At 71.4% G+C, this 20,082-nt stretch carries 18 protein-coding genes; 5 read left to right on the forward strand and 13 right to left on the reverse strand.

The window, feature by feature from the left end; genetic code table 11:
• Window positions 1-48: 48 nt before the first annotated feature.
• From dhaK to nucS, 5 genes are all read right to left on the reverse strand, one after another.
• The gene (gene dhaK / locus ACVGV0_RS18855) at window positions 49-1,044 is read right to left on the reverse strand and encodes a dihydroxyacetone kinase subunit DhaK (RefSeq protein WP_459157020.1); all 996 of its coding nucleotides are present in this window, start codon (window positions 1,042-1,044) and stop codon (window positions 49-51) included.
• 197 nt (window positions 1,045-1,241) lie between these two features.
• The gene (locus tag ACVGV0_RS18860) at window positions 1,242-2,747 is read right to left on the reverse strand and encodes an aldehyde dehydrogenase family protein (RefSeq protein ID WP_459157021.1); all 1,506 of its coding nucleotides are present in this window, start codon (window positions 2,745-2,747) and stop codon (window positions 1,242-1,244) included.
• A 245-nt stretch (window positions 2,748-2,992) separates the two neighbouring features.
• Entirely contained in the window at window positions 2,993-3,262 is a 270-nt protein-coding gene (locus ACVGV0_RS18865; RefSeq protein ID WP_459157022.1) for a hypothetical protein, read from the reverse strand.
• Between the two features lie 75 nt (window positions 3,263-3,337).
• A complete protein-coding gene (locus ACVGV0_RS18870; protein WP_459157023.1) occupies window positions 3,338-5,020 on the reverse strand; it encodes a sodium:solute symporter family protein in 1,683 nt (560 codons plus the stop codon).
• Between the two features lie 453 nt (window positions 5,021-5,473).
• The gene (gene nucS, locus ACVGV0_RS18875; RefSeq protein ID WP_459157024.1) at window positions 5,474-6,133 is read right to left on the reverse strand and encodes an endonuclease NucS; all 660 of its coding nucleotides are present in this window, start codon (window positions 6,131-6,133) and stop codon (window positions 5,474-5,476) included.
• A 156-nt stretch (window positions 6,134-6,289) separates the two neighbouring features.
• On the opposite strand from nucS, the gene ACVGV0_RS18880 reads away from it, so the two are divergent.
• Window positions 6,290-7,702 (forward strand): amino acid permease, encoded by a 1,413-nt coding sequence (locus ACVGV0_RS18880; RefSeq protein ID WP_459157025.1) that lies wholly within the window; start codon window positions 6,290-6,292, stop codon window positions 7,700-7,702.
• Window positions 7,703-7,804: 102 nt separating this feature from the next.
• Here the strand turns inward: ACVGV0_RS18880 and ACVGV0_RS18885 are convergent, their stop codons facing one another.
• Window positions 7,805-9,448 (reverse strand): glycoside hydrolase family 13 protein, encoded by a 1,644-nt coding sequence (locus tag ACVGV0_RS18885; RefSeq protein WP_459157026.1) that lies wholly within the window; start codon window positions 9,446-9,448, stop codon window positions 7,805-7,807.
• On the reverse strand, window positions 9,445-10,500 hold the full coding sequence (locus tag ACVGV0_RS18890; protein WP_459157027.1) for a LacI family DNA-binding transcriptional regulator: 1,056 nt from the start codon (window positions 10,498-10,500) through the stop codon (window positions 9,445-9,447). The genes ACVGV0_RS18885 and ACVGV0_RS18890 overlap by 4 nt, the downstream gene beginning before the upstream one ends.
• Window positions 10,501-10,710: 210 nt before the next feature.
• On the opposite strand from ACVGV0_RS18890, the gene ACVGV0_RS18895 reads away from it, so the two are divergent.
• The 3 genes from ACVGV0_RS18895 to ACVGV0_RS18905 are packed head-to-tail and all read left to right on the forward strand — an operon-like array spanning window position 10,711 to window position 13,927.
• Window positions 10,711-12,033 (forward strand): extracellular solute-binding protein, encoded by a 1,323-nt coding sequence (locus ACVGV0_RS18895; RefSeq protein WP_459157028.1) that lies wholly within the window; start codon window positions 10,711-10,713, stop codon window positions 12,031-12,033.
• The gene (locus tag ACVGV0_RS18900) at window positions 12,030-13,016 is read left to right on the forward strand and encodes a carbohydrate ABC transporter permease (RefSeq protein WP_459157029.1); all 987 of its coding nucleotides are present in this window, start codon (window positions 12,030-12,032) and stop codon (window positions 13,014-13,016) included. The genes ACVGV0_RS18895 and ACVGV0_RS18900 overlap by 4 nt, the downstream gene beginning before the upstream one ends.
• A complete protein-coding gene (locus tag ACVGV0_RS18905) occupies window positions 13,013-13,927 on the forward strand; it encodes a carbohydrate ABC transporter permease (RefSeq protein ID WP_459157030.1) in 915 nt (304 codons plus the stop codon). Before ACVGV0_RS18900 ends, ACVGV0_RS18905 begins: the two co-directional genes overlap by 4 nt.
• 124 nt (window positions 13,928-14,051) lie before the next feature.
• Here ACVGV0_RS18905 and murA read toward each other — a convergent pair whose 3' ends face one another.
• Window positions 14,052-15,314 carry a UDP-N-acetylglucosamine 1-carboxyvinyltransferase gene (gene murA / locus ACVGV0_RS18910; RefSeq protein ID WP_459157031.1) on the reverse strand — a complete coding sequence of 421 codons (1,263 nt, stop codon included), beginning with the start codon at window positions 15,312-15,314 and terminating at the stop codon, window positions 14,052-14,054.
• A gap of 123 nt (window positions 15,315-15,437) precedes the next feature.
• Between murA and ACVGV0_RS18915 the strand changes: the two genes are divergently transcribed.
• Window positions 15,438-16,010, forward strand: a complete 573-nt coding sequence (locus ACVGV0_RS18915; protein WP_459157032.1) for a cob(I)yrinic acid a,c-diamide adenosyltransferase — start codon at window positions 15,438-15,440, stop codon at window positions 16,008-16,010.
• 104 nt (window positions 16,011-16,114) lie between these two features.
• On the opposite strand, the gene ACVGV0_RS18920 is transcribed toward ACVGV0_RS18915, so the two are convergent.
• The 5 genes from ACVGV0_RS18920 to ACVGV0_RS18940 form a co-directional block, all read right to left on the reverse strand.
• Window positions 16,115-16,582, reverse strand: coding sequence for a GNAT family N-acetyltransferase (locus tag ACVGV0_RS18920; protein WP_459157033.1), 468 nt, complete (start codon window positions 16,580-16,582; stop codon window positions 16,115-16,117).
• A 59-nt stretch (window positions 16,583-16,641) separates the two neighbouring features.
• A complete protein-coding gene (locus ACVGV0_RS18925) occupies window positions 16,642-17,094 on the reverse strand; it encodes a DUF2550 domain-containing protein (RefSeq protein ID WP_459157034.1) in 453 nt (150 codons plus the stop codon).
• A gap of 12 nt (window positions 17,095-17,106) precedes the next feature.
• Complete coding sequence (locus ACVGV0_RS18930; protein WP_459157035.1) at window positions 17,107-17,472, reverse strand: F0F1 ATP synthase subunit epsilon; 366 nt, start codon at window positions 17,470-17,472, stop codon at window positions 17,107-17,109.
• Window positions 17,473-17,730: 258 nt separating this feature from the next.
• On the reverse strand, window positions 17,731-19,158 hold the full coding sequence (atpD, locus tag ACVGV0_RS18935; protein WP_459157036.1) for a F0F1 ATP synthase subunit beta: 1,428 nt from the start codon (window positions 19,156-19,158) through the stop codon (window positions 17,731-17,733).
• A 1-nt stretch (window position 19,159) separates the two neighbouring features.
• The gene (locus ACVGV0_RS18940; protein WP_459157037.1) at window positions 19,160-20,077 is read right to left on the reverse strand and encodes a F0F1 ATP synthase subunit gamma; all 918 of its coding nucleotides are present in this window, start codon (window positions 20,075-20,077) and stop codon (window positions 19,160-19,162) included.
• Window positions 20,078-20,082: the final 5 nt, after the last annotated feature.

Consider the following 20,082-nt stretch of genomic DNA (forward strand, 5'->3'; position numbering starts at 1 on the left):
GTCGCCCCCGACCCGAGCTGCCCCGGTCCGAGCTGGCCCGACCCGAGCTCACCACCGCAGCGCGGGGGTGTCCACCGGAGCGTCCCACAGCTCGCGGAGCTCCTCGTCGAGCCGCAGCAGCGACAGGCTCATCCCCTGCATCTCCAGGCTGGTCACGTACGGCCCGACGAGCCGCCGGGCCACGCGGATCCCGCGTTCGGCCAGCATCCGCTCGGCGATGCCGTGCGCGGCGTAGAGCTCCAGCTGCGGGGTGCCGCCCATCGAGTTGGTCAGCAGCGCGACCTCGTCGCCCTCGCCGAACGGCAGGTCCGCCAGGACGGGGTCGAGCAGCCCCCGCACGAGCTCCGAGGCCGGGGCCAGCGGCACGCGCTCCCGCCCCGGCTCGCCGTGGATGCCGATGCCGATCTCCATCTCGTCGGCGCCGAGCTGGAAGCTCGGCTCCCCGGCGTGCGGCACGGTCGGCGCGGTCAGCGCCACTCCCATGGAGCGGACGCCGTCGACCACCCGCTGCGCGATCCGCGCGCACTCGTCCAGTCCCGCCCCGCGCTCCGCGGCGGCGCCCGCGATCTTCTCGACCATGAGCGTGCCGCCCACGCCGCGCCGCCCCGCGGTGTTCGTCGAGTCCTGCACCGCGACGTCGTCGTCGATGATCACGCTGCGCACCGCGACGTCGTCCACGTCCGCCAGTTCCGCCGCGGTCTCGAAGTTGAGCACATCGCCGGTGTAGTTCTTCACCAGCATGAGCGCACCCGCACCGGCGCTGGTCTCGGTCACCGCCTGCTGGACCGCGTCCGGAGTGGGCGAGGTGAACACCGCGCCGGGCACGGCCGCGTCGAGCATCCCGGGGCCGACGAACCCGCCGTGCAGCGGTTCGTGGCCGGAGCCGCCGCCGGAGATCACGGCGACCTTGCCGGAGACAGGCGCGTCGGCGCGCACGAGCACGGCCGGGTCGGTGCGCAGCCGCAGCCGGTCCGGCCAGGCCGCGGCCATGCCCCGGAGCGCGTCGTCGACGAGGGTCGACGGGTCGTCCACGATCTTCTTCACGCCATGGCCTCCTCACCGGGCGGGAACGCTCGCAGCGGGCGGCGCGTCCGCAGCCGGGCCCGCGGCCGGGTGCGCGCCGTCACACCCGCACCATCCTGCCAGCTTCCCGGGGCCCTGCGCGCCGGTGATCCCGGCCTGCAGCTCGGCGGCGGCCCGCCGCGGGTCCCCGCTCCTGCCCGAGCGGTGCGCGCCACTGCTCACTTCCGCAGCAGGCGGACGAGCCGCACCAGGCTCCGCACCGTCCCCTTGGGCCGGCCGAAGCTCATCGGGTTCAGGGGGATGCGGAACTTCATGCGGGTCACCGACTGGGCGCGGGCGAACTCGCGCAGCCCGTCGGCTCCGTGGATGCGGCCGAAGCCCGAGTCGCCGACGCCCCCGAACGGCAGGGAGGGCACCGCGGCGAAGGAGATCACCGAGTTGACCGCGACCATGCCGCTGCGCAGCCGCCGCGCCAGTTCCGTGCCGCGGGACTTGGAGTACACGGTGGCGCCGAGGCCGTAGCGGGTGTCGTTGGCCAGGCGCACCGCCTCGTCGGCGTCGCCGACCCGCCGCACGACGATGGTCGGGCCGAAGGTCTCCTCCGCGACCGCCGCGGAGTCCTCGGGGACGTCGGTGAGCACGACCGGTTCCACGAACGGCGGGCGCACCGAGTCGGAACCGCCGACGAGCGCGCGCCCGCCCCGCTGCAGCGCGTCGTCGATGTGCTCGCGGACCACCGGAACCTGGTCGGGCATGGTGATCGGGCCGAGGCTGGCGTTCGGCTCCGCCCCGGGGCGGAGCTTCGCGGCGCGCGCGCTGACCGCGTCGAGGAAGCGGTCGGCCACGGAGTCGACGACGTAGACGCGTTCGACGCCGATGCACGTCTGCCCCGCGTTGGACATCGCGCCCCACGCGGCGGCCTCGGCGGCCGCTTCCACGTCGGCGTCGGAGTCGACGATGAGCGCGTCCTTGCCGCCGCACTCCACGAGCACCGGGGTGAGGTCCTCCGCGCAGGAGGCCATGACGCGCTTGCCGGTCTCCGTCGAGCCGGTGAAGGCGACCTTGTCCACCCCGGACCGGCACAGCGCAGCGCCGGTCGCGCCGAAGCCGGTGACCACGGAGAACACCGGCCGTTCCGGGACGACTTCGGCGAAGGTCCCGGCCAGCCACTCCCCGACGGCGGGGGTGAGCTCGCTGGGCTTGAACACGACCGCGTTGCCCGCCGCGAGGGCGTAGGCGATCGATCCCATCGGGGTGAAGGCGGGGTAGTTCCACGGGCCGATCACGCCGATGACGCCGTAGGGCAGGTACTCGACGCTGGCGGCGTGGTTGGCCATAAGCGCCCCGGAGGGCACCTTCCTGCGGCGCAGCGTCCTCTCCGCGTTGGCCGCGGCCCAGTGCAGGTGGTCGATGACGAGGACCAGTTCGAGCCTGGCGTCGTCGAGTGGTTTGCCGGTCTCCGCGCAGATCAGGCCGGCCAGTTCGTCGAGGCGTTTGACGAGGATCCTGCGCCACTGGTCGAGGCGCCGCTTCCGCTCGGCGAACCCGAGCTCGGCCCACCACTGCTGCGCCTCGCGCGCCGCGCGCGCGGTGTCGCCGACCGCTGCCGCGTCGTGCACCGGGTGCCGACCGACGACCTCTCCGGTGCGCGGGTCGAGGGAGTCGAACTTCTCGGGCTCAGCGTTCGCGGACTTCTCACCCGCGATACCGACGGTCTGGGTCATGCCGGGCCTCCCACCTGCTACCTCGCTCGTCGTTAATCGTGCAGCCTACGGAATCCTTGCCTGGAACGGGGCCGCGGACCAACAGCGGGTGAACGGACGAGCGGTGCGATACGCCTCGCCCGAACGGCGGTGTTCCACTCGGTTACCGGACGGTAGGTGCAGGGGTCCGCGCGACGCTCGCGACACCGCTCGCCGGGCGGGGCCCGGGTGCCCCGCCCGGCGACGGGACACCCCGGGGCGGAGGACTACTGGCCGCCCTCCTCCTCGCTCACGACGATCGGGCGCCACCAGGCCCACCCCTGCATGAGCCCGGCGAAGACGAGCATGCCGAGTCCCGACCACAGGTTCAGGTTGAACCCGTCGGCCCGCAGGATCTCCTCCTGCGTCGTGCCGACGAGCCCCATCACGACCAGGACGACGCCGTAGATGGCGAACAGCAGCGCGATCACGGTGCGCACGTCGAAGGCACCAGCGGTGCTCCTCCGGCCGGTGCGCCGTTCGGTTCCGCCCGCCACACCGATCACCTCCGTTCGATGACGACTGGGACGTTGCTCCCGGGACGCGGCGAGGGGGTCGCCGCGCCCGTGGCCTCAGCCGAAGACGATGTTCAGCACGATCACGAGGACCAGGGCGATGCCCGCGAGCAGACCCGGGCGGCGGTACCAGCCCGCGTCCTCCCCCGTCGTGCTCGCGCGCAGCGAGCTGCGCTCGGTCAGCGAGTACACCAGCCCGACCAGCTCCGCCTCGGGCTTCGGCCTGGTCACCAGGCTGACGGCGATGCTGACGGCCACGTCGACGACGAAGGCCGTGCCGGCGCCGACGAAGCTCGCGCCCTGCCCGGGCAGGTCGAGCACGCCGCCCTCGGCGAGGCCGAACACCGTCACCGCCGAGACCGTGCCCAGCACCAGGCCCAGCCACCCGGCGGTGGGGGTCATGCGCTTCCAGAACATGCCGAGGATGAACGTGGCGAACAGCGGCGCGTTGAAGAACGAGAACAGCTGCTGCAGGTAGTCCATCAGGTTCTCGTAGCCGGAAGCGATGAACGCCGAACCGATCGCGGCGAGCGTGGCGCCGACGGTCACCCACCGCCCCATCCGCAGGTAGTAGTCGTCCGGCCGGTTGCGGACGATGTAGGCCTGCCAGATGTCGTAGGTGAACACGGTGTTGAACGAGCTGAGGTTCGCCGCCATGCCCGCCATGAACGAGGCCAGCAGCCCGGCCAGGGCGATGCCGAGCATGCCGTTGGGCAGCAGGTCGCGCATGAGCAGCAGCAGCGCGTCGTTGTAGTCGACGTTGCCCTCGCCGGTGGCCTTGAACGCGGCGAGGTCCTGCACCGCCACCCCGGCGATCATGCCCGGGATGATGACGATGAACGGGATGAGCAGCTTGGGGAACGCCCCGATGATCGGCGTGCGCTGGGCCGCCGACATGCTCTTGGAGGCCATCGCCCGCTGCACCTCGACGAAGTTCGTCGTCCAGTAGCCGAAGGCGAGCACGAAGCCGAGGCCGAACACGACGCCGAGCACGCTGAGGAAGTTGCTGCCGAAACCGGTGAGCTCGTTGGCCGGCCAGGCCGACAGCTGCGCGGAGCCACCGGGGCTCGCGGAGACCTTGTCGACCAGCCCCTGCCAGCCGCCGACCTTGTGCAGGCCGGCGAGGGTCAGCGGCAGCAGCGCCGCCACGATCACGAAGAACTGCAGCACCTCGTTGTAGATCGCGGCCGACAACCCGCCCATCGCGGTGTAGCTGAGCACGATCACCGCCGCGACCAGGATGGACACCCACAGCGGCCAGCCGAGCAGCACGTTGACGATGCTGGCCAGCAGGAACAGGTTGATGCCGGCGATGAGCAGCTGCGCCAGCGCGAAGCTGATGCCGTTGACCAGGTGCGCCGCCCTGCCGAAGCGGCGCAGCATGAACTCGGGGACGCTGCGGACCTTCGAGCCGTAGTAGAACGGCATCATCACGATGCCGAGGAACAGCATCGCGGGCACCGCGCCGACCCAGAAGTAGTGCATGGTCGGCATGCCGTACTGGGCGCCGTTGGCCGACATGCCGATGATCTCGATCGCGCCGAGGTTCGCCGCGATGAACGCCAGCCCCGTCACCCAGGCCGGCAGGGAGCGCCCGGAGAGGAAGAAGTCCAGGCTCGTGGACACCGACCGGCGCGCCAGGTAGCCGATGCCCACCACGAACGCGAAGTACAGCGCAAGCAGCACGTAGTCGACGGCGTTGGCGTCGAGCCGCAGTTCGCCCTGCGCCAGATACTGCACCGCTACCCCACCTTTCGAACCGACCCGCACACCGGTGGCCTGACCGAGCATCCAACCCCGCGCGAAGGCAACAGAGTCGAACGACAGTCACCACATCCACGCAGGCCGTCGAACAGTAACCCACACCGCTCGTCCGCGCGGCGGACCGATACCAATTCGTTGATCCTGGGACATCCGGACGTCCCCGGCGCGGAGCGCGGCACGCGTCGCCGACTTCTCACGTGAACAGGTGATGCGCGGAGCACTGCGGCACGTCCTGCTACGGCCTGTTCCACAAGAGATCCCGCGGATCGGCGATCGCGTGCTCGGCCGCACCGGCCCGTCAGGCAAGCGGCGCAGCCGCTTCCGCACCACGCGCGCGGAGCGACCCGCCGCGGGTTCTCCGGCGCCGCCTCGCGAGGGCGGCCCCGACGATGCTGCTCCCTCCCCGCTGTCCGGGGCGGGTCACCGGGATCAGAACAGGCGGTACTCGTCCGGTTCGATCCCGCGCAGCTGCTCGTAGTCCAGCACGACGCAGCGGATGCCGCGGTCCTCGGCGAGCGTGCGGGCCTGCGGCCGGATCTGCTGCGCGGCGAAGATCCCCTTCACCGGGGCGAGCAGGTGGTCGCGGTTGAGCAGCTCCAGGTAGCGCGTCAGCTGCTCCACGCCGTCGATCTCACCGCGGCGCTTGACCTCCACGGCGACGCTGTTGCCCGCCTCGTCCCGGCACATCAGGTCCACCGGGCCGATGGCGGTGGGGTACTCGCGCCGCACGAGCGACCAGCCCTCACCGAGGGTGGTGACGTGCTCGGCGAGCAGCTCCTGCAGGTGCGCCTCCACGCCGTCCTTGACCAGGCCCGGTTCCGCCCCCAGCTCGTGGTGCGAGTCGTGCACGACCTCATCGACGGTGATCACCAGCTTCTCACCGGACTTGTTCTGCACCGTCCACAGCCCCGGGTCCTCGATCAGCCAGCACGGCGGGCTCATCCAGTTCAGCGGTTTGTAGGCGCGGTCGTCGGAGTGCACCGAGACCGAACCGTCCGCTTTGATCAGCAGCAGCCGCTGCGCCATCGGGAGGTGCGCGGTGAGCCGGCCGATGTAGTCCACCTGGCAGCGGGCAATGACGAGTCGCACGCGCCTCAGGGTACGGCGGGTGGATCATCGGACGGACACCCCGGGCGGTCACCCACCGGCCCCGCGGCGCGTCCGCGCGTGGCGACCGACTACGCGACAACCGGCCCGTGCGACCGTCGATCGAGTGATCGACACGGGGAGCTACGGTAGGCACTCGTGTCAACCGCCCGAACTCTGTTCCGCGTCAAGCCCGCTGAGCGGATGGACGACGAAGGGGCGCACACGCGCCTGCGGCGCTCCCTCGGACTCGTACCGCTCGTGGCCCTGTCCGTCGGCGCCACGCTCGGCACCGGCATCTTCGTCGTGCTGGCCGAGGCCGCGCCCGCGGCGGGCCCGGCCGTCGTGCTCTCGTTCGTCCTCGCCGGGCTGGCAGCGCTGTGCTCCGCGTTGTCCTACGCCGAACTCGCCGGCAGCGTCCCCGTCTCCGGCTCGGCCTACTCGTACACCTACGCCACGCTCGGCGAGCTCATCGCCTGGATCTGCGGCTGGTGCCTGCTGCTCGAGTACGGCGTGTCGGTCGCCGCGGTCGCCGTCGGCTGGGGCGGTTACCTCAACGAGTTCTTCGACGGCGTGCTGGGCGTGACGATCCCCGAAGTGCTGGCGGCTCCGCCCGGCGAAGGCGGCCTGGTCAACGTCCCGGCCGCGCTCGTGGTGCTGCTGGCCACGGGCGTGCTGCTCAGGGGCGTGCGGGAGAGCGCGGCCGCGGCCACGGTCACCACGCTGCTCAAGATCGCGGTGCTCGTCTTCTTCGTCATCGTCGCGGCCACCGGCTTCCGGTCGGGCAACATGGAGCCGCTCGCCCCGGCGGGCTTCGCCGGGATCTCCGCGGGCGCCTCGGCGGTGTTCTTCTCGTTCATCGGGTTCGACGCCGCCTCGACCGCGGGCGAGGAGGCCAAGAACCCGCGGCGCGACCTGCCGCGCGCGATCATCCTGTCGCTGGCGATCGTCACCCTGGTGTACGTGGCGGTGGCCTTCACCGCCGTGGGAGCGGTCGGCTCCGACGCGCTGGGCGAGTCGGAGGCCTCGCTGGCGGTGGCGCTGCGCCTGGTCACCGGTCAGACGTGGACCTCGGTGGTGCTGGCGCTCGGCGCGGTCGTCGCGATCGCCTCGGTCGTGCTGACCGTGCTCTACGGGCAGACCCGCATCCTCGTGTCGATGTCCCGCGACGGGCTCATGCCGAAGATGTTCTCCCAGGTGAACCGGCGGGCCGTGCCGGGGCGGAACATCGCGCTGGTCGGCGTGGTCGTGGCGGTGCTCGCCGCGGTCGTGCCGCTGAACCAGCTCGCCGAGGCGACCAGCATCGGCACGCTGGTCGCCTTCAGCCTCGTCAACATCGGCGTGATCGTGCTGCGCCGCACGCGCCCCGAGCTGCCGCGCGGGTTCCGCACGCCGCTGATGCCGCTCGTCCCGCTGCTCGGTCTCGCGCTGTGCGTCTACCTGATCACGGGGCTGCAGCCGGTCACCTGGTACGCCTTCCTGCTCTGGATGGCCGCGGGCCTGGCGGTGTACGGCTTCTACGGGTACCGCCGCTCGGCGCTCAACAACAGCGGTTTCCTGCGTTCCGGGTGATCCGAGGCGAGGAGCGACCCGGCTCGGCGGATGACGCGGGCCGGCCCCGCGGGACGGCGCCCGGGGGCCGGCGGGTCTGCGCGGATCACCGCGGAAACATCCCTACCCGGTGCGCAGCCAGACGGCCGCGTCCCCGGGCAGCGGCTCGCCCCCGTCCACCCGCGCGGGCAGGCCGGTGCTGGACAGCAGCACCTCCCCCGCGGGCAGCGGCACCTCGGACGCACCGGTGTTGACCAGCACGAGCACGTCGTCGCCGCGACGGAAGGCCAGCACCTCACCGGTGTCGTGCTTGTCGTCCCAGGCGAACCGCTCGTCCTCGCCGAACTCGCGGCGCGCCCGCAGCGCGGCGCGGTAGAACTCGAGCATCCCCTCCGGATCACCGTCCTGGACCTCGACGGCGTACTCGCCCCACCCGTCCGGCTGCGGCAACCACCCGGCAGCGGTGCTGAACCCGGCGGACACGCCGGCGCGGGTCCACGGCAGCGGCACGCGGCAGCCGTCGCGGCCCCGGTCCGTACGACCGGAACGCTCCCACCGGGGGTCCTGCAGCGCCTCGTCGGGCAGATCGGGCACCTCGGGCAGGCCGAGCTCCTCGCCCTGGTAGACGTAGGCCGATCCGGGCAGGGCCAGTTCCAGCAGCAGCGCAGCCCGCGCCCGGCGGGTGCCGAGCTCCTGGTCGGCCGGCGGTGCGGTCCCGCGCGAGGCGAGCCACGCCGCCAGGTCGACCCCCTCGGGCAACCCGAGCACGGAGGGGTGGCGCACCACGTCGTGGTTGGACAGCACCCACGTGGGCACGGTCCCCGCCTCGGCCGCCGCGGCCAGCGAGGAGTCGATCACCTCGCGGTACCGCGCGGCGTCCCACCGCACCTGCAGGAACTCGAAGTTGAACGCCTGCTGCAGCTCGTCGGGGCGGGTGTAGAGCACGCGGCTGGAGTTCGGCACCCACGCCTCGGCCACGGCGAACAGCGGCGGATCGAACTCGCCGAACACCGCGTTCCACTCCCGGTAGACCTCGTGCACCCCGGGCCGGTCGAGGAAGGGGTGGTCCGGGTTCACCTCGAACTCGGCCATCTTGCGGTCGGCGTGGTCGTTGTCGGTGTCCCGCAGCGGCTCGGCGAGGTCCTTGACGAGCCCGTGGGCCACGTCGATGCGGAAACCGTCCACTCCGCGGCGGCCCCAGAAGCGCAGGACGTCGCGGAACTCCGCGCGCACCTCCGGGTGCTGCCAGTTCAGGTCCGGCTGCTGCGGGTCGAACAGGTGCAGGTACCACTGCCCGTCGGGCAGGCGCGTCCACGCGGGACCGCCGAACCGGGAGAGCCAGTTCGTCGGCGGCTGGTCGCCGTCCGGGCCCCGGCCCTCGCGGAAGACGTAGCGTTCGCGGGCGGGCGATCCCGGATCCGAGCGCAGCGCCTCCCGGAACCAGCGGTGCTCGCTGGAGGTGTGGTTCGGCACGATGTCGAGCAGCACGCGCAAACCGCGCGCGTGGGCCGCGGCGACCATCTCGTCGAAGTCCTCGAGGGTGCCGAGCACCGGGTCGATGTCCCGGTAGTCGGCGACGTCGTACCCGCCGTCGACCCACGGCGACGGGAAGCAGGGCGACAGCCACACGGCGTCGACGCCCAGCCGTGCCAGGTGGTCCACTCTGCTCGTGATACCGCGGATGTCGCCGATCCCGTCGCCGTCCGCGTCGGCGAAGCTGCGCGGGTAGATCTGGTAGATCACCGCGTTGCGCCACCAGGTGCTCATCTCTTCCCCTCATCCTCGGGTGCGTCGACCAGTCGCCTGGTCGTTCTCGGTCGTGCCGCGGAACCGCGGACGACGAGGCGGGTGGGCAGTTCGACGTGGGTGGTCACCTCCGGCTCGGCCGTGGCGCGGACGGCCAGCTCGGCCGCTCCCTCCCCCAGGTCGGCGACCGGTTGCTCCACAGTGGTCAGATCGAGCAGTTCGGCCGTGTCGTGGTTGTCGAAGCCGACCACCGACAACGCTCCGGGCACCGCCACACCGCTGCGCCAGGCGGTGCGCAGCACGCCGAAGGCGACGTCGTCGGACTCGGCCACCACCGCGGTGGGCGGGTCCGGACGCGAGAGGAACTCGGCCGCCGCGTCCGCACCGCCTCGCGAGCCGGATCCGGTGAGCACGACCGCCTCGTCCGGCACGGCGAGCCCGGCTTCGCCCATGGCGCGCTGGAACCCCTGCGCGCGGGTGCGCGAGTTCCAGCTGAACCCGGTGCTGTCGGAGGGCTGGACGAACCCGATGCGGGTGTGCCCGAGGTTGATGAGCTGGCGGGTGGCCGCGGCCGTCGCCGCGGCGTTGTCCACGAACACGCTCGGCCGCCCGGCCACGCGCTGGCTGGCGAACACCACGGGCACGCCGATCTCGTCGAGCACGGCGATCTCCTCGTCGCCGAGGTCGAGGGCGAGCGCGATCACCGCGTCCACGTTGCGCTTCAGCGGCAGCTCGGCGAGCACGTCGCGGGCCGCGCGCCGGTCGCCCACCTCGTAGGTCAGCATGTCCCGCTCCGCGGCCCGCAGGCGGTTGACCAGTCCGGACAGGGCGACGCCGAAGAACCACGGCTGCAGGAACGGCACGAGCACCGCGATCCTCCCGGTCGCGCCGGTCACCAGTGACGAGGCGTCCCGGGAGACCACGTAGGACAGCTCGTTCGCCGCCTGCCGGACCCGGTCGCGCACCTCGTGCGCGACCCCGGGGGCCTCGCGCAGGGCGCGGGAGACGGTCGACAGGGACACGCCGGCGCGTGCGGCGACATCGCTCATCCGGGGGTGCGACTGCCCAGTCATGCTCGGTGAGCCTACGGACGCCCCCGCACAGTTGGCAACGCTTCCACACGGGTGATCGCGAAAATCATCCCACCGCACAGGAGTCGTCGTGAAACAGGAGGTTGACGATCGCGTCGATTGCTGCAAACGTTTGCAGCCGTGCGGTGACGTGGAACACCCCGCAACGGGTCGCGCCACCGGAGGACCGCGGTGCCAGTGAGGAGGCCGCACATGCCGTTATCCCGTCGGACGCTGCTGGCCGGAGCGCTCAGCGCAGCCGGGCTCGCCGGTTGCGCCCGGGCCGACAGCGACCCCCTCGCAGGGAAGGACCCCGCCCCGCCGCGCGGACCGGTCACGATCCAGTGGGCAGCCGCCCCGATCGACGGCCGCGACGGCAGCGACCTGCGCCCCGCGCTCGTCGAGGCCTTCCAGACCGCGCACCCCGACATCACGGTGCGGGTCACCAAGACCCCGCCCACCTCGGACACCCAGCGGTCCACCTTCGCCACCCAGATCGCCGCCGGGTCCGAACTGCCCGACGTCTACCTCGGCGACTGCGCCTGGCCCGCCCAGTTCGGCGAGAACGCGCTCGCCACGCCGCTGGACGAACTCGTGCCCGCCGGTTTCTGGGAGGACTTCGCCGAACCGGTGGTCACCTCGCTGACCTACGACGGCCGGCGCTGGGCGTTCCCGTTCTACCTCGCCGAGTCGTTCCTGTACTACCGCAGCGACCTGCTAGCCAAGCACGACCTGGCGGTTCCGGGCACCTGGGAGGAGCTCGCGCGCACGGCGCGGAAGCTCGTCGACGCCGGCGACGTGCGCTACGGGTTCCTGTGGCAGGGCGCGCCCTCGGAGACCATCACCGCCAACATCTCCGAGTTCCTCAGCGACGCCGACGGCAGCTTCGTCACCGCGGACTACGGCGCCGCGGCGATCGACGGCCCGGCCGGGCGCCGCACCGCGGAGTTCATCGACGAGATGATGCGCACCGGCGTCTCCCCCCGCGCGGTCGGCACCTACAGCGAGCAGGAGTCCGTCACCGCCTACAGCTCCGGCCAGGCCGCGTTCCTGCGCAACTGGGACTCGCTGTGGACGACGATCGCGAGCCCGGAGGAGTCCGCGGTGGCCGGGAGGACCGGCGTGGCCCCGCGCCCCACGTTCGCCGGCACCCGCACCGCGAACGTGTCCACAGTGGGCGGTTGGCACAACTACATCAACCCGCACACCCGCAACCTCGGCGCGGCCCTGCAGTTCGCGCGCTGGCTGTCCGAGGTCCCCGCACAACTGCTGCTGTGCACGCGCTCGGCGCACGTGCCCGCCTCGGAGACCGCGCTCGAGCACCCGCGGCTGCAGCGCGACGACCTGCCCACGTTCCGCGTCGCCCCGGAACTCGAGCTCCACCCGCGCCCCACGCGCACGCCCTACTACCCGCAGATCTCCGACGCCGTCCGCACCGCGTTCAACGCGCTCGTCATCGGCTCGCGCGGCCCCGGCGGGCTGACCCGGGACGTCGCCGCCGGGATCAACTCGGCACTGGCGGGGGTGGCACTGTGACCACTGCGCGCACGCCCGCCAGTCCGCAGCCCCCCACGAGTTCGCAGCGCGCGGCCTCCGAGCAGGCGCCCCGGCGAGGCGCGCGACACCGGTCGCGCGAACGCCGGCTGGCCCGGCTGGGCTGGCTGTACACCTCGCCGGCGCTGGCCGTCGTCGCTGCCGTGACGCTGTTCCCCGTCGCGTTCTCGGTGGTGCTGAGCTTCACCGAGGTGCAGATGACCTACGGGGGGTTCCGGCTGGAAGGTTTCACCTGGGACAACTACGCCGCCCTGCTGCGCTCCGGCGAGTGGTACTACTCGGTGGCCTTCACCGTCGGCTACACCGTCGTGACCGTGCTCGCCGAACTCGTGCTCGGCGTCCTGGCCGCGCTCGTGCTGGAACGGCTCGGCGCGGCGCGCGGCTGGTTCATCGCCTTCCTGCTCATCCCGTGGTCGATGATCACGGTCATCTCGGCGGAGCTGTGGGGCTACATCTACGACGCGACCTACGGCGCGGCCACCTGGACGTGGCAGGCCCTCACCGGCACGACCCCGCTCATCCTCGGCGAACCGGCCCCGGCCATCGCGGGCATGATGGTCGCCGACATCTGGAAGACCACGCCGTTCGTGGCCGTCATCGCGCTGGCCGGGCTGATGATGCTGCCCCGCGAGCTCTACGAGTCCGCCGAGGTCGACGGCGCCGGCGCGTGGACGACGTTCTGGCGGGTCACGCTGCCGCAGCTGCGCTCAACGCTCGCCGTGGCCGTGCTGTTCCGCACCCTGCAGGCCTTCGGCGTGTTCGACCTGCCGTTCGTGCTCACCGAGGGCGGCCCCGGCACGGCGACCCAGTCGCTGGCGATCCTCACCTACCAGACGCTGTTCCGGAACCTGCAGATCGGAACCGGGGCGGCCATCGCCACCACGACCGCGCTGCTGGTGGTCGGCGCCTGCCTGCTGTTCCTGCGCGCTTTCCGCGCCCAAGTCGGCAAGGAGGACACGGCATGACCCGCACGCAGCCGCCCCGCGAGCAGGGGGCCAGCGAGCAACCGCCCCGCGAGCGGGGGGACCGGAGGCGGAGGTCCCGGGTGCGCCGCCTCCGCCGCGTGTTCAACCTCGTCAACACCGGCGCCGCGCTCATGTTCGTCATCACGGCGGCACCGCTGTACTGGATGGTGGTGAACTCGCTGAAACCACTGGGCGAGATCGGCGCGACCCCGCCCGCGCCGTGGCCGTCGGAGATCACCGGCGAGCACTACGAACGCGCCTTCGGCGCCGACAACTTCGGCACCTACGTGACCAACAGCGTCATCGTCTCGCTGTCCTCGACGGTGCTCGTGCTCGCCCTGGCCCTCTTCGCCGGCTACGCCCTCGCCCGCCTGCCCATGCGCGGGCGCGGGCCGCTGCTCATGGCACTGCTGATGATCTCGGTGTTCCCGCCGGTCGCGGTGATCACCCCGCTGTACTTGGCCGAGCGCCAGCTCGGGCTGCTCAACTCGCACCTGGGGCTGATCATCCCGTACGTGGCGTTCAACCTGCCGCTGGCCATCTGGATCATGCGCAACTACATGCTGTCGGTGCCCAGCGCGCTCGAGGACGCCGCCGTCGTCGACGGAGCCGGGCCCGTGCGCACGGTGCTGCAGATCATCCTGCCGGTGGTGCGGCCGGGTGTTCTCACCGCCGGGATCTTCACCTTCACCGCGACCTGGACCGAGTTCCTCATGGCGCTCACGCTCAACGCGCAGGACGCCTACCGGACCATCCCCGTCGGCATCTCGCTGTTCGGCACCTCCTTCGAGGTGCCCTACGGAACGATCTTCGCCGGCGCCGTCTCGGCGACCCTGCCGGTGGCCGTGCTCGTGCTCGTGTTCCGCCGCTTCGTCGTCTCCGGCCTCACCAGCGGCGCCGTCAAGGGCTGAGGCGGAGCCGCACCGCGCACAATCTGGACTCGTTCCAGGGAGCGCAATTTTCATGAAAATTGGAAGCTGTCCCCACACGAACGGGCGACAAATGATCACCACGCCATCGTGTGCGCCTCCGCGGTCAGCCGTCCTCGCCGACGCGTTCGACGGTGGCGCCGAGCTGGCTGAGGTTCTCCACGAAGTCCGGATAGCCGCGGTCGATGTGGAACACGTCCCACACCTCGGTGACACCGTCGGCGCACAGCCCCGCCAGGACCAGCCCCACACCGGCCCGGATGTCCGTGGCCCACACCGGCGCGCTGGAGAGGCGCTGCTGGCCGCGCACCACCGCGTGGTGCCCGTCGGTGCGCGCGTCGGCCCCCATCCGCACCAGTTCCTCGATGAACCGGAACCGCGACTCGAACAGGTTCTCGGTGATCATCGAAGTCCCGTCGGCCACGGCCGACAGCGCCAGCGCCATCGGCTGCAGGTCCGTCGGGAACCCCGGGAACGGCAGCGTCACGAAGTCCACCGCCTCCGGCCGCCGGTCCATCACCACCCGGAACTCCTCGTCGGAAGTGGTGATCTCCGCGCCCGCGATGCGCAGCTTCTCCAGCACGAGGTTGACGTGCTGCGGCTGCACCCCGCGCACCGTGATGTCCCCGCGCGTCGTCGCCGCCGCGAACGCCCAGGTGGCGCCGACGATGCGATCGCCGATGACGCGGTGTTCCACCGCCTCCAGCTTCGGCACCCCGTGCACCGTCAGCGTCGACGTCCCCGAACCCTCGATCTTCGCGCCCATCTGCTGCAGCATCACGCACAGGTCGACGATCTCCGGCTCGCGCGCCGCGTTGTCGATGACGGTCGTGCCCTCGGCCAGCGCCGCGGCCATGAGGATGTTCTCCGTCGCACCGACGCTGGGGAAGTCCAGCCAGATCTGCGCGCCGCTGAGGTCCTCCGCCTCGGCCACGACCGCGCCGTGCTCGATGTGACTGCTCGCACCCAGCTGCCGCAGGCCGTTCTGGTGCATGTCCAGCGGCCGCGAGCCGATCGCGTCGCCACCGGGCAGCGTCACCACGGCCCGCCGGCAGCGCGCCACCAGCGGCCCCAGGACGCACACCGACGCTCGCAGCTTGCCCATCGCGGGCGAGATCGCGCGGTGCTCCACCTCGGACGGGGTGGTGATGTGCACCGTCGTGCCGTCGATCTCCACCGAGCACCCCAGGCTGCGCAGCACCTCGGCCATCAGCGGGACGTCGAGGATCTCCGGGCAGTTGGTGATCGTCGTCGTCCCCTCGGCGAGCAGCGCCGCGGCCATCAGCTTGAGCACGCTGTTCTTCGCCCCGACGACGTCGACCTCGCCGACCAACCGCGCGCCGCCGTGCACCCGGAAATGTTCGCTCACGGGTACCGAGGTTACGGCCCCGCTCCGCCTCCCGCCGTAGCGGGTGGTGCTGCTCATGGGCGGATCTCGGTGCTCGGCGGCCGTTTTCGGCCCTCCGCGGCCGCGGTCCACTAGGGTGGCGGCATGGCCGTACACCTCACGAAGATCTACACCCGGGCCGGCGATGGCGGGACCACGCGACTGTCCGACAACTCGCAGGTGAGCAAGACCGATCCGCGGCTGGTCGCCTACGCCGACGTGGAGGAGACCAACGCGGCGATCGGCGTGGCGCTGGCCACCGCGGAACTGCCCGCCGAGATCGCCGAGGTCCTGCGCTCGGTGCAGAACGACCTGTTCGACGTGGGCGCCGACCTGGCCACCCCGCTCGAGGAGGCCCCCAAGTTCCCGCCGCTGCGGGTCCCCCAGGACTACGTCGACCGGCTCGAGCAGTGGTGCGACGAGTTCAACGCGCGCCTGGGCAAGCTCGACTCGTTCATCCTGCCCGGCGGCACACCCGGCGGAGCGCTGCTGCACCAGGCGCGCGTCATCGCCCGGCGGGCCGAGCGCGGCGCGTGGGGCCAGGTCGCCGAGGACGCCGAGCGCACCTCGCAGCTGCCCGCGAAGTACCTCAACCGCCTGTCCGACCTGCTGTTCATCCTGGCGCGGCTGGCCAATCCGGACGGCGACGTGCTGTGGCGACCCGGCGGCAACGCCTGACGCGCGGGCGCGGAGCACCCGCTCCGCCGCAGCAACCGCCCCGCCGAGGCCGATGAACCCCCACGGGAAATGTCCACCGGCAGGCCGGGGTGCTCGTCCGCCGCTCAGATCTCCTTGCCGAAGAAACGGCTCTCCGCATCGGCGGCATACGCGCCGAACGGGGCGATCGGTGCGTACCCGGCGGAGTCGTACAAGGCCAGGGCCTCCGGCTGGTGCACGCCCGTTTCCAGCACGGCGCGCTTGCAACCGGCCAGGCCGGCCGAGCTCTCGATCTCACCCAGCACGGTGCGGGCCAACCCCCGACCGCGCGCCCACGGCGCGGTGTACATCCGCTTGATCTCCGCGTCCCGTCCACTGCCGCCGGGCAGATCGGTGCGCAGCCGCCACCCGCCGGACACCGCGGCCGCACCGTCCACGTAGCCGAGGAAGAACGCGCCGCGCGGCGGCGCGAACTCGGCGGGATCCACCGCGGACACGTCCTGCTCGCCGTAGCGCTGCAGGTACTCCGCCTGCACCGCGGCGATCAGCCGAGAGGCGTCGGGGTGGTCGTAGGGGACACGGAGAACGCGCACGCGTGCCAGGCTAGAGCAGGTGAGCACCCCGGCGAGATCCGGCTACCGGGACCGCCCCGTCACTTCGCGCTCCACGGGACCGAGCGCCCCGACGGGGGCGCCGACTCCATCCACGACAGGAACCCGGTGAGCGCGCCGCCGTCCATCGCGAGCTCGAGCTCCGAGGAGTGCCCCGCCAGGTCCAGCACCGTGGACCCCGCGGGCACCGCGTAGCTCTCCGCCGTCGTGGGATCGCGGCGCTCGTCGATCGCCAGGTTCTTGCGGTTCAGCACGAGATCGGGCCCGGAGCGCAGGCTCAACGCGCGGTACCAGGCGAACTCCTCGCCGCGGTAGTGGGCCACTCCGAGGTGCCACCCGCGGCCGCGCTGGTCCTTGCGCAGCCGCAGCGCGACGTCCACACCCCCGACGCGCAACGTGCGCAGGCGACGCCACGCGAGCATCGCGACGAGCACCGCGGCGAGGACGAGCACCAGCCCGACCACTGCCGCGCCCCAGGCAACCACCGATCCCATGCGGTGGCCCCGCTATGCCGAGTGTCCAGCCGCCCGCAGTCGCACCAGCGCCCGTGCTCGGGCCTCCTCGTCGCCGCGCTGCACGTCCTCGCGGGCCTGCGCGACGTCGATCTCGTCGGAGAGCTCCGCGGACTCGGCGAGCACGCTCACGCCCTCGGACGTCACCGACAGGAAACCGCCGTGCACGGCGGCGGTGACCGTGTGGTTCCCCGGCGTGGTGATCTTGACGACCCCGCCTTCGACCAACTGGCCGAGCACCGGCTCGTGACCCGGCAGGATTCCGATTTCTCCCTCGGTCGTCTGCGCGACGACCTGGGACGCTTCCCCGGCCCAGAGGCGTCGCTCCACAGCGACCAATTGGACGGACATGTTGGCCACGTGCGTCTCCTTCGTCGGGTGTGTGCCCGCAGTCTAGCCACCCCGGCACCGGTGGCCGCGGGGTGGCCTGCGGACGGCAGGTGGCGCGCAGGCGGTGGACGACCACCCGACCACCTGGGAGTCGATACAGGACGGGAACCCGCCGTCCGCCCTGGACGGAAGGTTCCCGGATGGAGCCGTTGCCCGACGTCGCCGCCCGGGCGTTCCGCTCGACTCCGGTGGCCGCGCCGCGCGGCCACCGGAGTCACAGCCCGAGGATCACTGGCCGGTGATCTTCTCGTAGGCCTTCTCGAGGTCCTCCAGACCGCCGATGCCCATGAACGCCTGCTCCGGGTAGTGGTCGAAGTCGCCGCGGGCGATCTTGTCGAACGCCTCGATGGTCTCCGACCGCGGAACGGTCGAACCGGGCATGCCGGTGAACTGCTCGGCCACGAGCATGTTCTGCGAGAGGAACCGCTCGATGCGCCGCGCGCGGTTGACGGTGAGCTTGTCCTCCTCGGACAGCTCGTCCATGCCGAGGATCGCGATGATGTCCTGCAGTTCCTTGTACTTCTGCAGGATCCGGATGACCTCCTGCGCGACGCGGTAGTGCTCGTCGCCGACGATGTTCGGCTCGAGGATCGTCGAGGACGAGGTCAGCGGGTCCACCGCCGGGAAGATGCCCTTCTGGAACACGTTCCGGGACAGCTCCGTGGTCGCGTCCAGGTGGGCGAAGGTGGTCGCCGGGGCCGGGTCGGTGTAGTCGTCGGCCGGCACGTAGATCGCCTGCATCGACGTGATCGACCGGCCGCGCGTGGAGGTGATCCGCTCCTGCAGTTCGCCCATCTCGTCGGCCAGCGTCGGCTGGTAACCCACCGCCGAGGGCATGCGGCCGAGCAGCGTGGAGACCTCCTGGCCGGCCTGGGTGAACCGGAAGATGTTGTCGATGAACAGCAGCACGTCCTGCTGCTGCACGTCGCGGAAGTACTCCGCCATGGTCAGCGCGGACAGCGCCACGCGCATGCGGGTGCCCGGCGGCTCGTCCATCTGGCCGAACACGAGGGCGGTGTCGTTGATGACGCCGTCCTCGGTCATCTCCAGGAACAGGTCCGTGCCCTCGCGGGTGCGCTCGCCGACGCCGGCGAACACGGAGGTACCACCGAAGTTCTTGGCGACGCGGGTGATCATCTCCTTGATGAGCACCGTCTTGCCCACACCGGCACCGCCGAACAGGCCGATCTTGCCGCCCTGGACGTACGGGGTGAGCAGGTCGATGACCTTCAGGCCCGTCTCCAGGATCTGCGTCTTGCCCTCGAGCTGGTCGAACGCCGGCGCCTTGCGGTGGATCTCCCACAGTTCGTTCTCGGACGCGTGACCGGGGGTGTCCAGGCACTGGCCGAGGGTGTTGAACACGTGGCCCTTGACCTCGTCGCCCACCGGCACGGAGATGCCCGCACCGGTGTCGGTGACCTCCACGCCGCGGACCAGGCCCTGGGTGGGCGCCATGGAGATGGCGCGCACGACGCTGTCACCCAGGTGCTGCGCGACCTCGAGGGTCAGCGTCTTGGCCATGCCCTCCGCGGTGATGTCGACCTTAAGGGCGTTGAACAGATCGGGCACCGCGTCCCGCGGGAACTCGATGTCCACGACCGGGCCGAGCACCCGGACGACACGGCCGGTGCCTGTTGCCGTGGTAGTAGCAGTCATGTCACTCACTTCCTGCGGACGAGAGCGCCTCGACACCGCCGACGATCTCGCTGATTTCCTGGGTGATCTGCGCCTGGCGAGCCTGGTTGGCCTCTCGGCTGAGGGTGCGGACCATCTCGTCCGCGTTGTCCGTCGCCGACTTCATCGCCGTGCGGCGGGCGGCGTGTTCGGACGCCGCCGCGTCCAGCAGTCCAGCGAACAGGCGTGTTTTGACGTATTTCGGCAGCAACGCCGCCAGCAGCGCGGTCGGATCCGGCTCGAACTCGTAGGTCGAGCGCGGCACCGACTCGGTGTACTCCACCTCGAGCGGTGCGACCCGGGTGACCTTCGGCCGCTGCGTCAGCATCGACTGGAACTCGGTGTTGACCAGGTGGAGCTCGTCCACGCCCAGCCGGCTCCTCGGGTCGTCCTCGTCGACGCGGTTGCCGGAGCCGGCCATGAAGGCCCGCACCAGGAAGTCGCCCACCTCGGAGGCGTTGGCGTACTCGGGGCGGTCGGTGAAACCGCCCCAGGACTGCTCGACCTCCCGGTTCCGGAACCGGTAGTACGCCTCGCCCTTGCGGCCGATGACGTACAGGACCGGAGTCTTGCCCTGATCGCGGAGCAGGGCGAGCAGCTCCTCCGTGGCCCGGAACACGTTGGCGTTGTAACCACCGCAGAAACCGCGATCGCTGGTGACGACCAGGACACCGACCCGCTCCGGGTTCGTCCGCTCGGTCAGCAGCGGGTGGTCCAACGCGCTCACGTCGGCCAACGAGGTCAGGACCTTCGTGATCTCCTCGGCGTAGGGGCGAGACGCCTCCACTCGCGCCTGCGCCTTCGTGATCCGCGAGGTCGCGATCAGCTCCTGCGCCTTGGTGATCTTCCGCGTCGACTGGACCGAGCGGATGCGGTTGCGAATCTCCCGAAGTTGTGCCATGGCCT

This window comes from Salinifilum ghardaiensis (genome assembly GCF_054491345.1).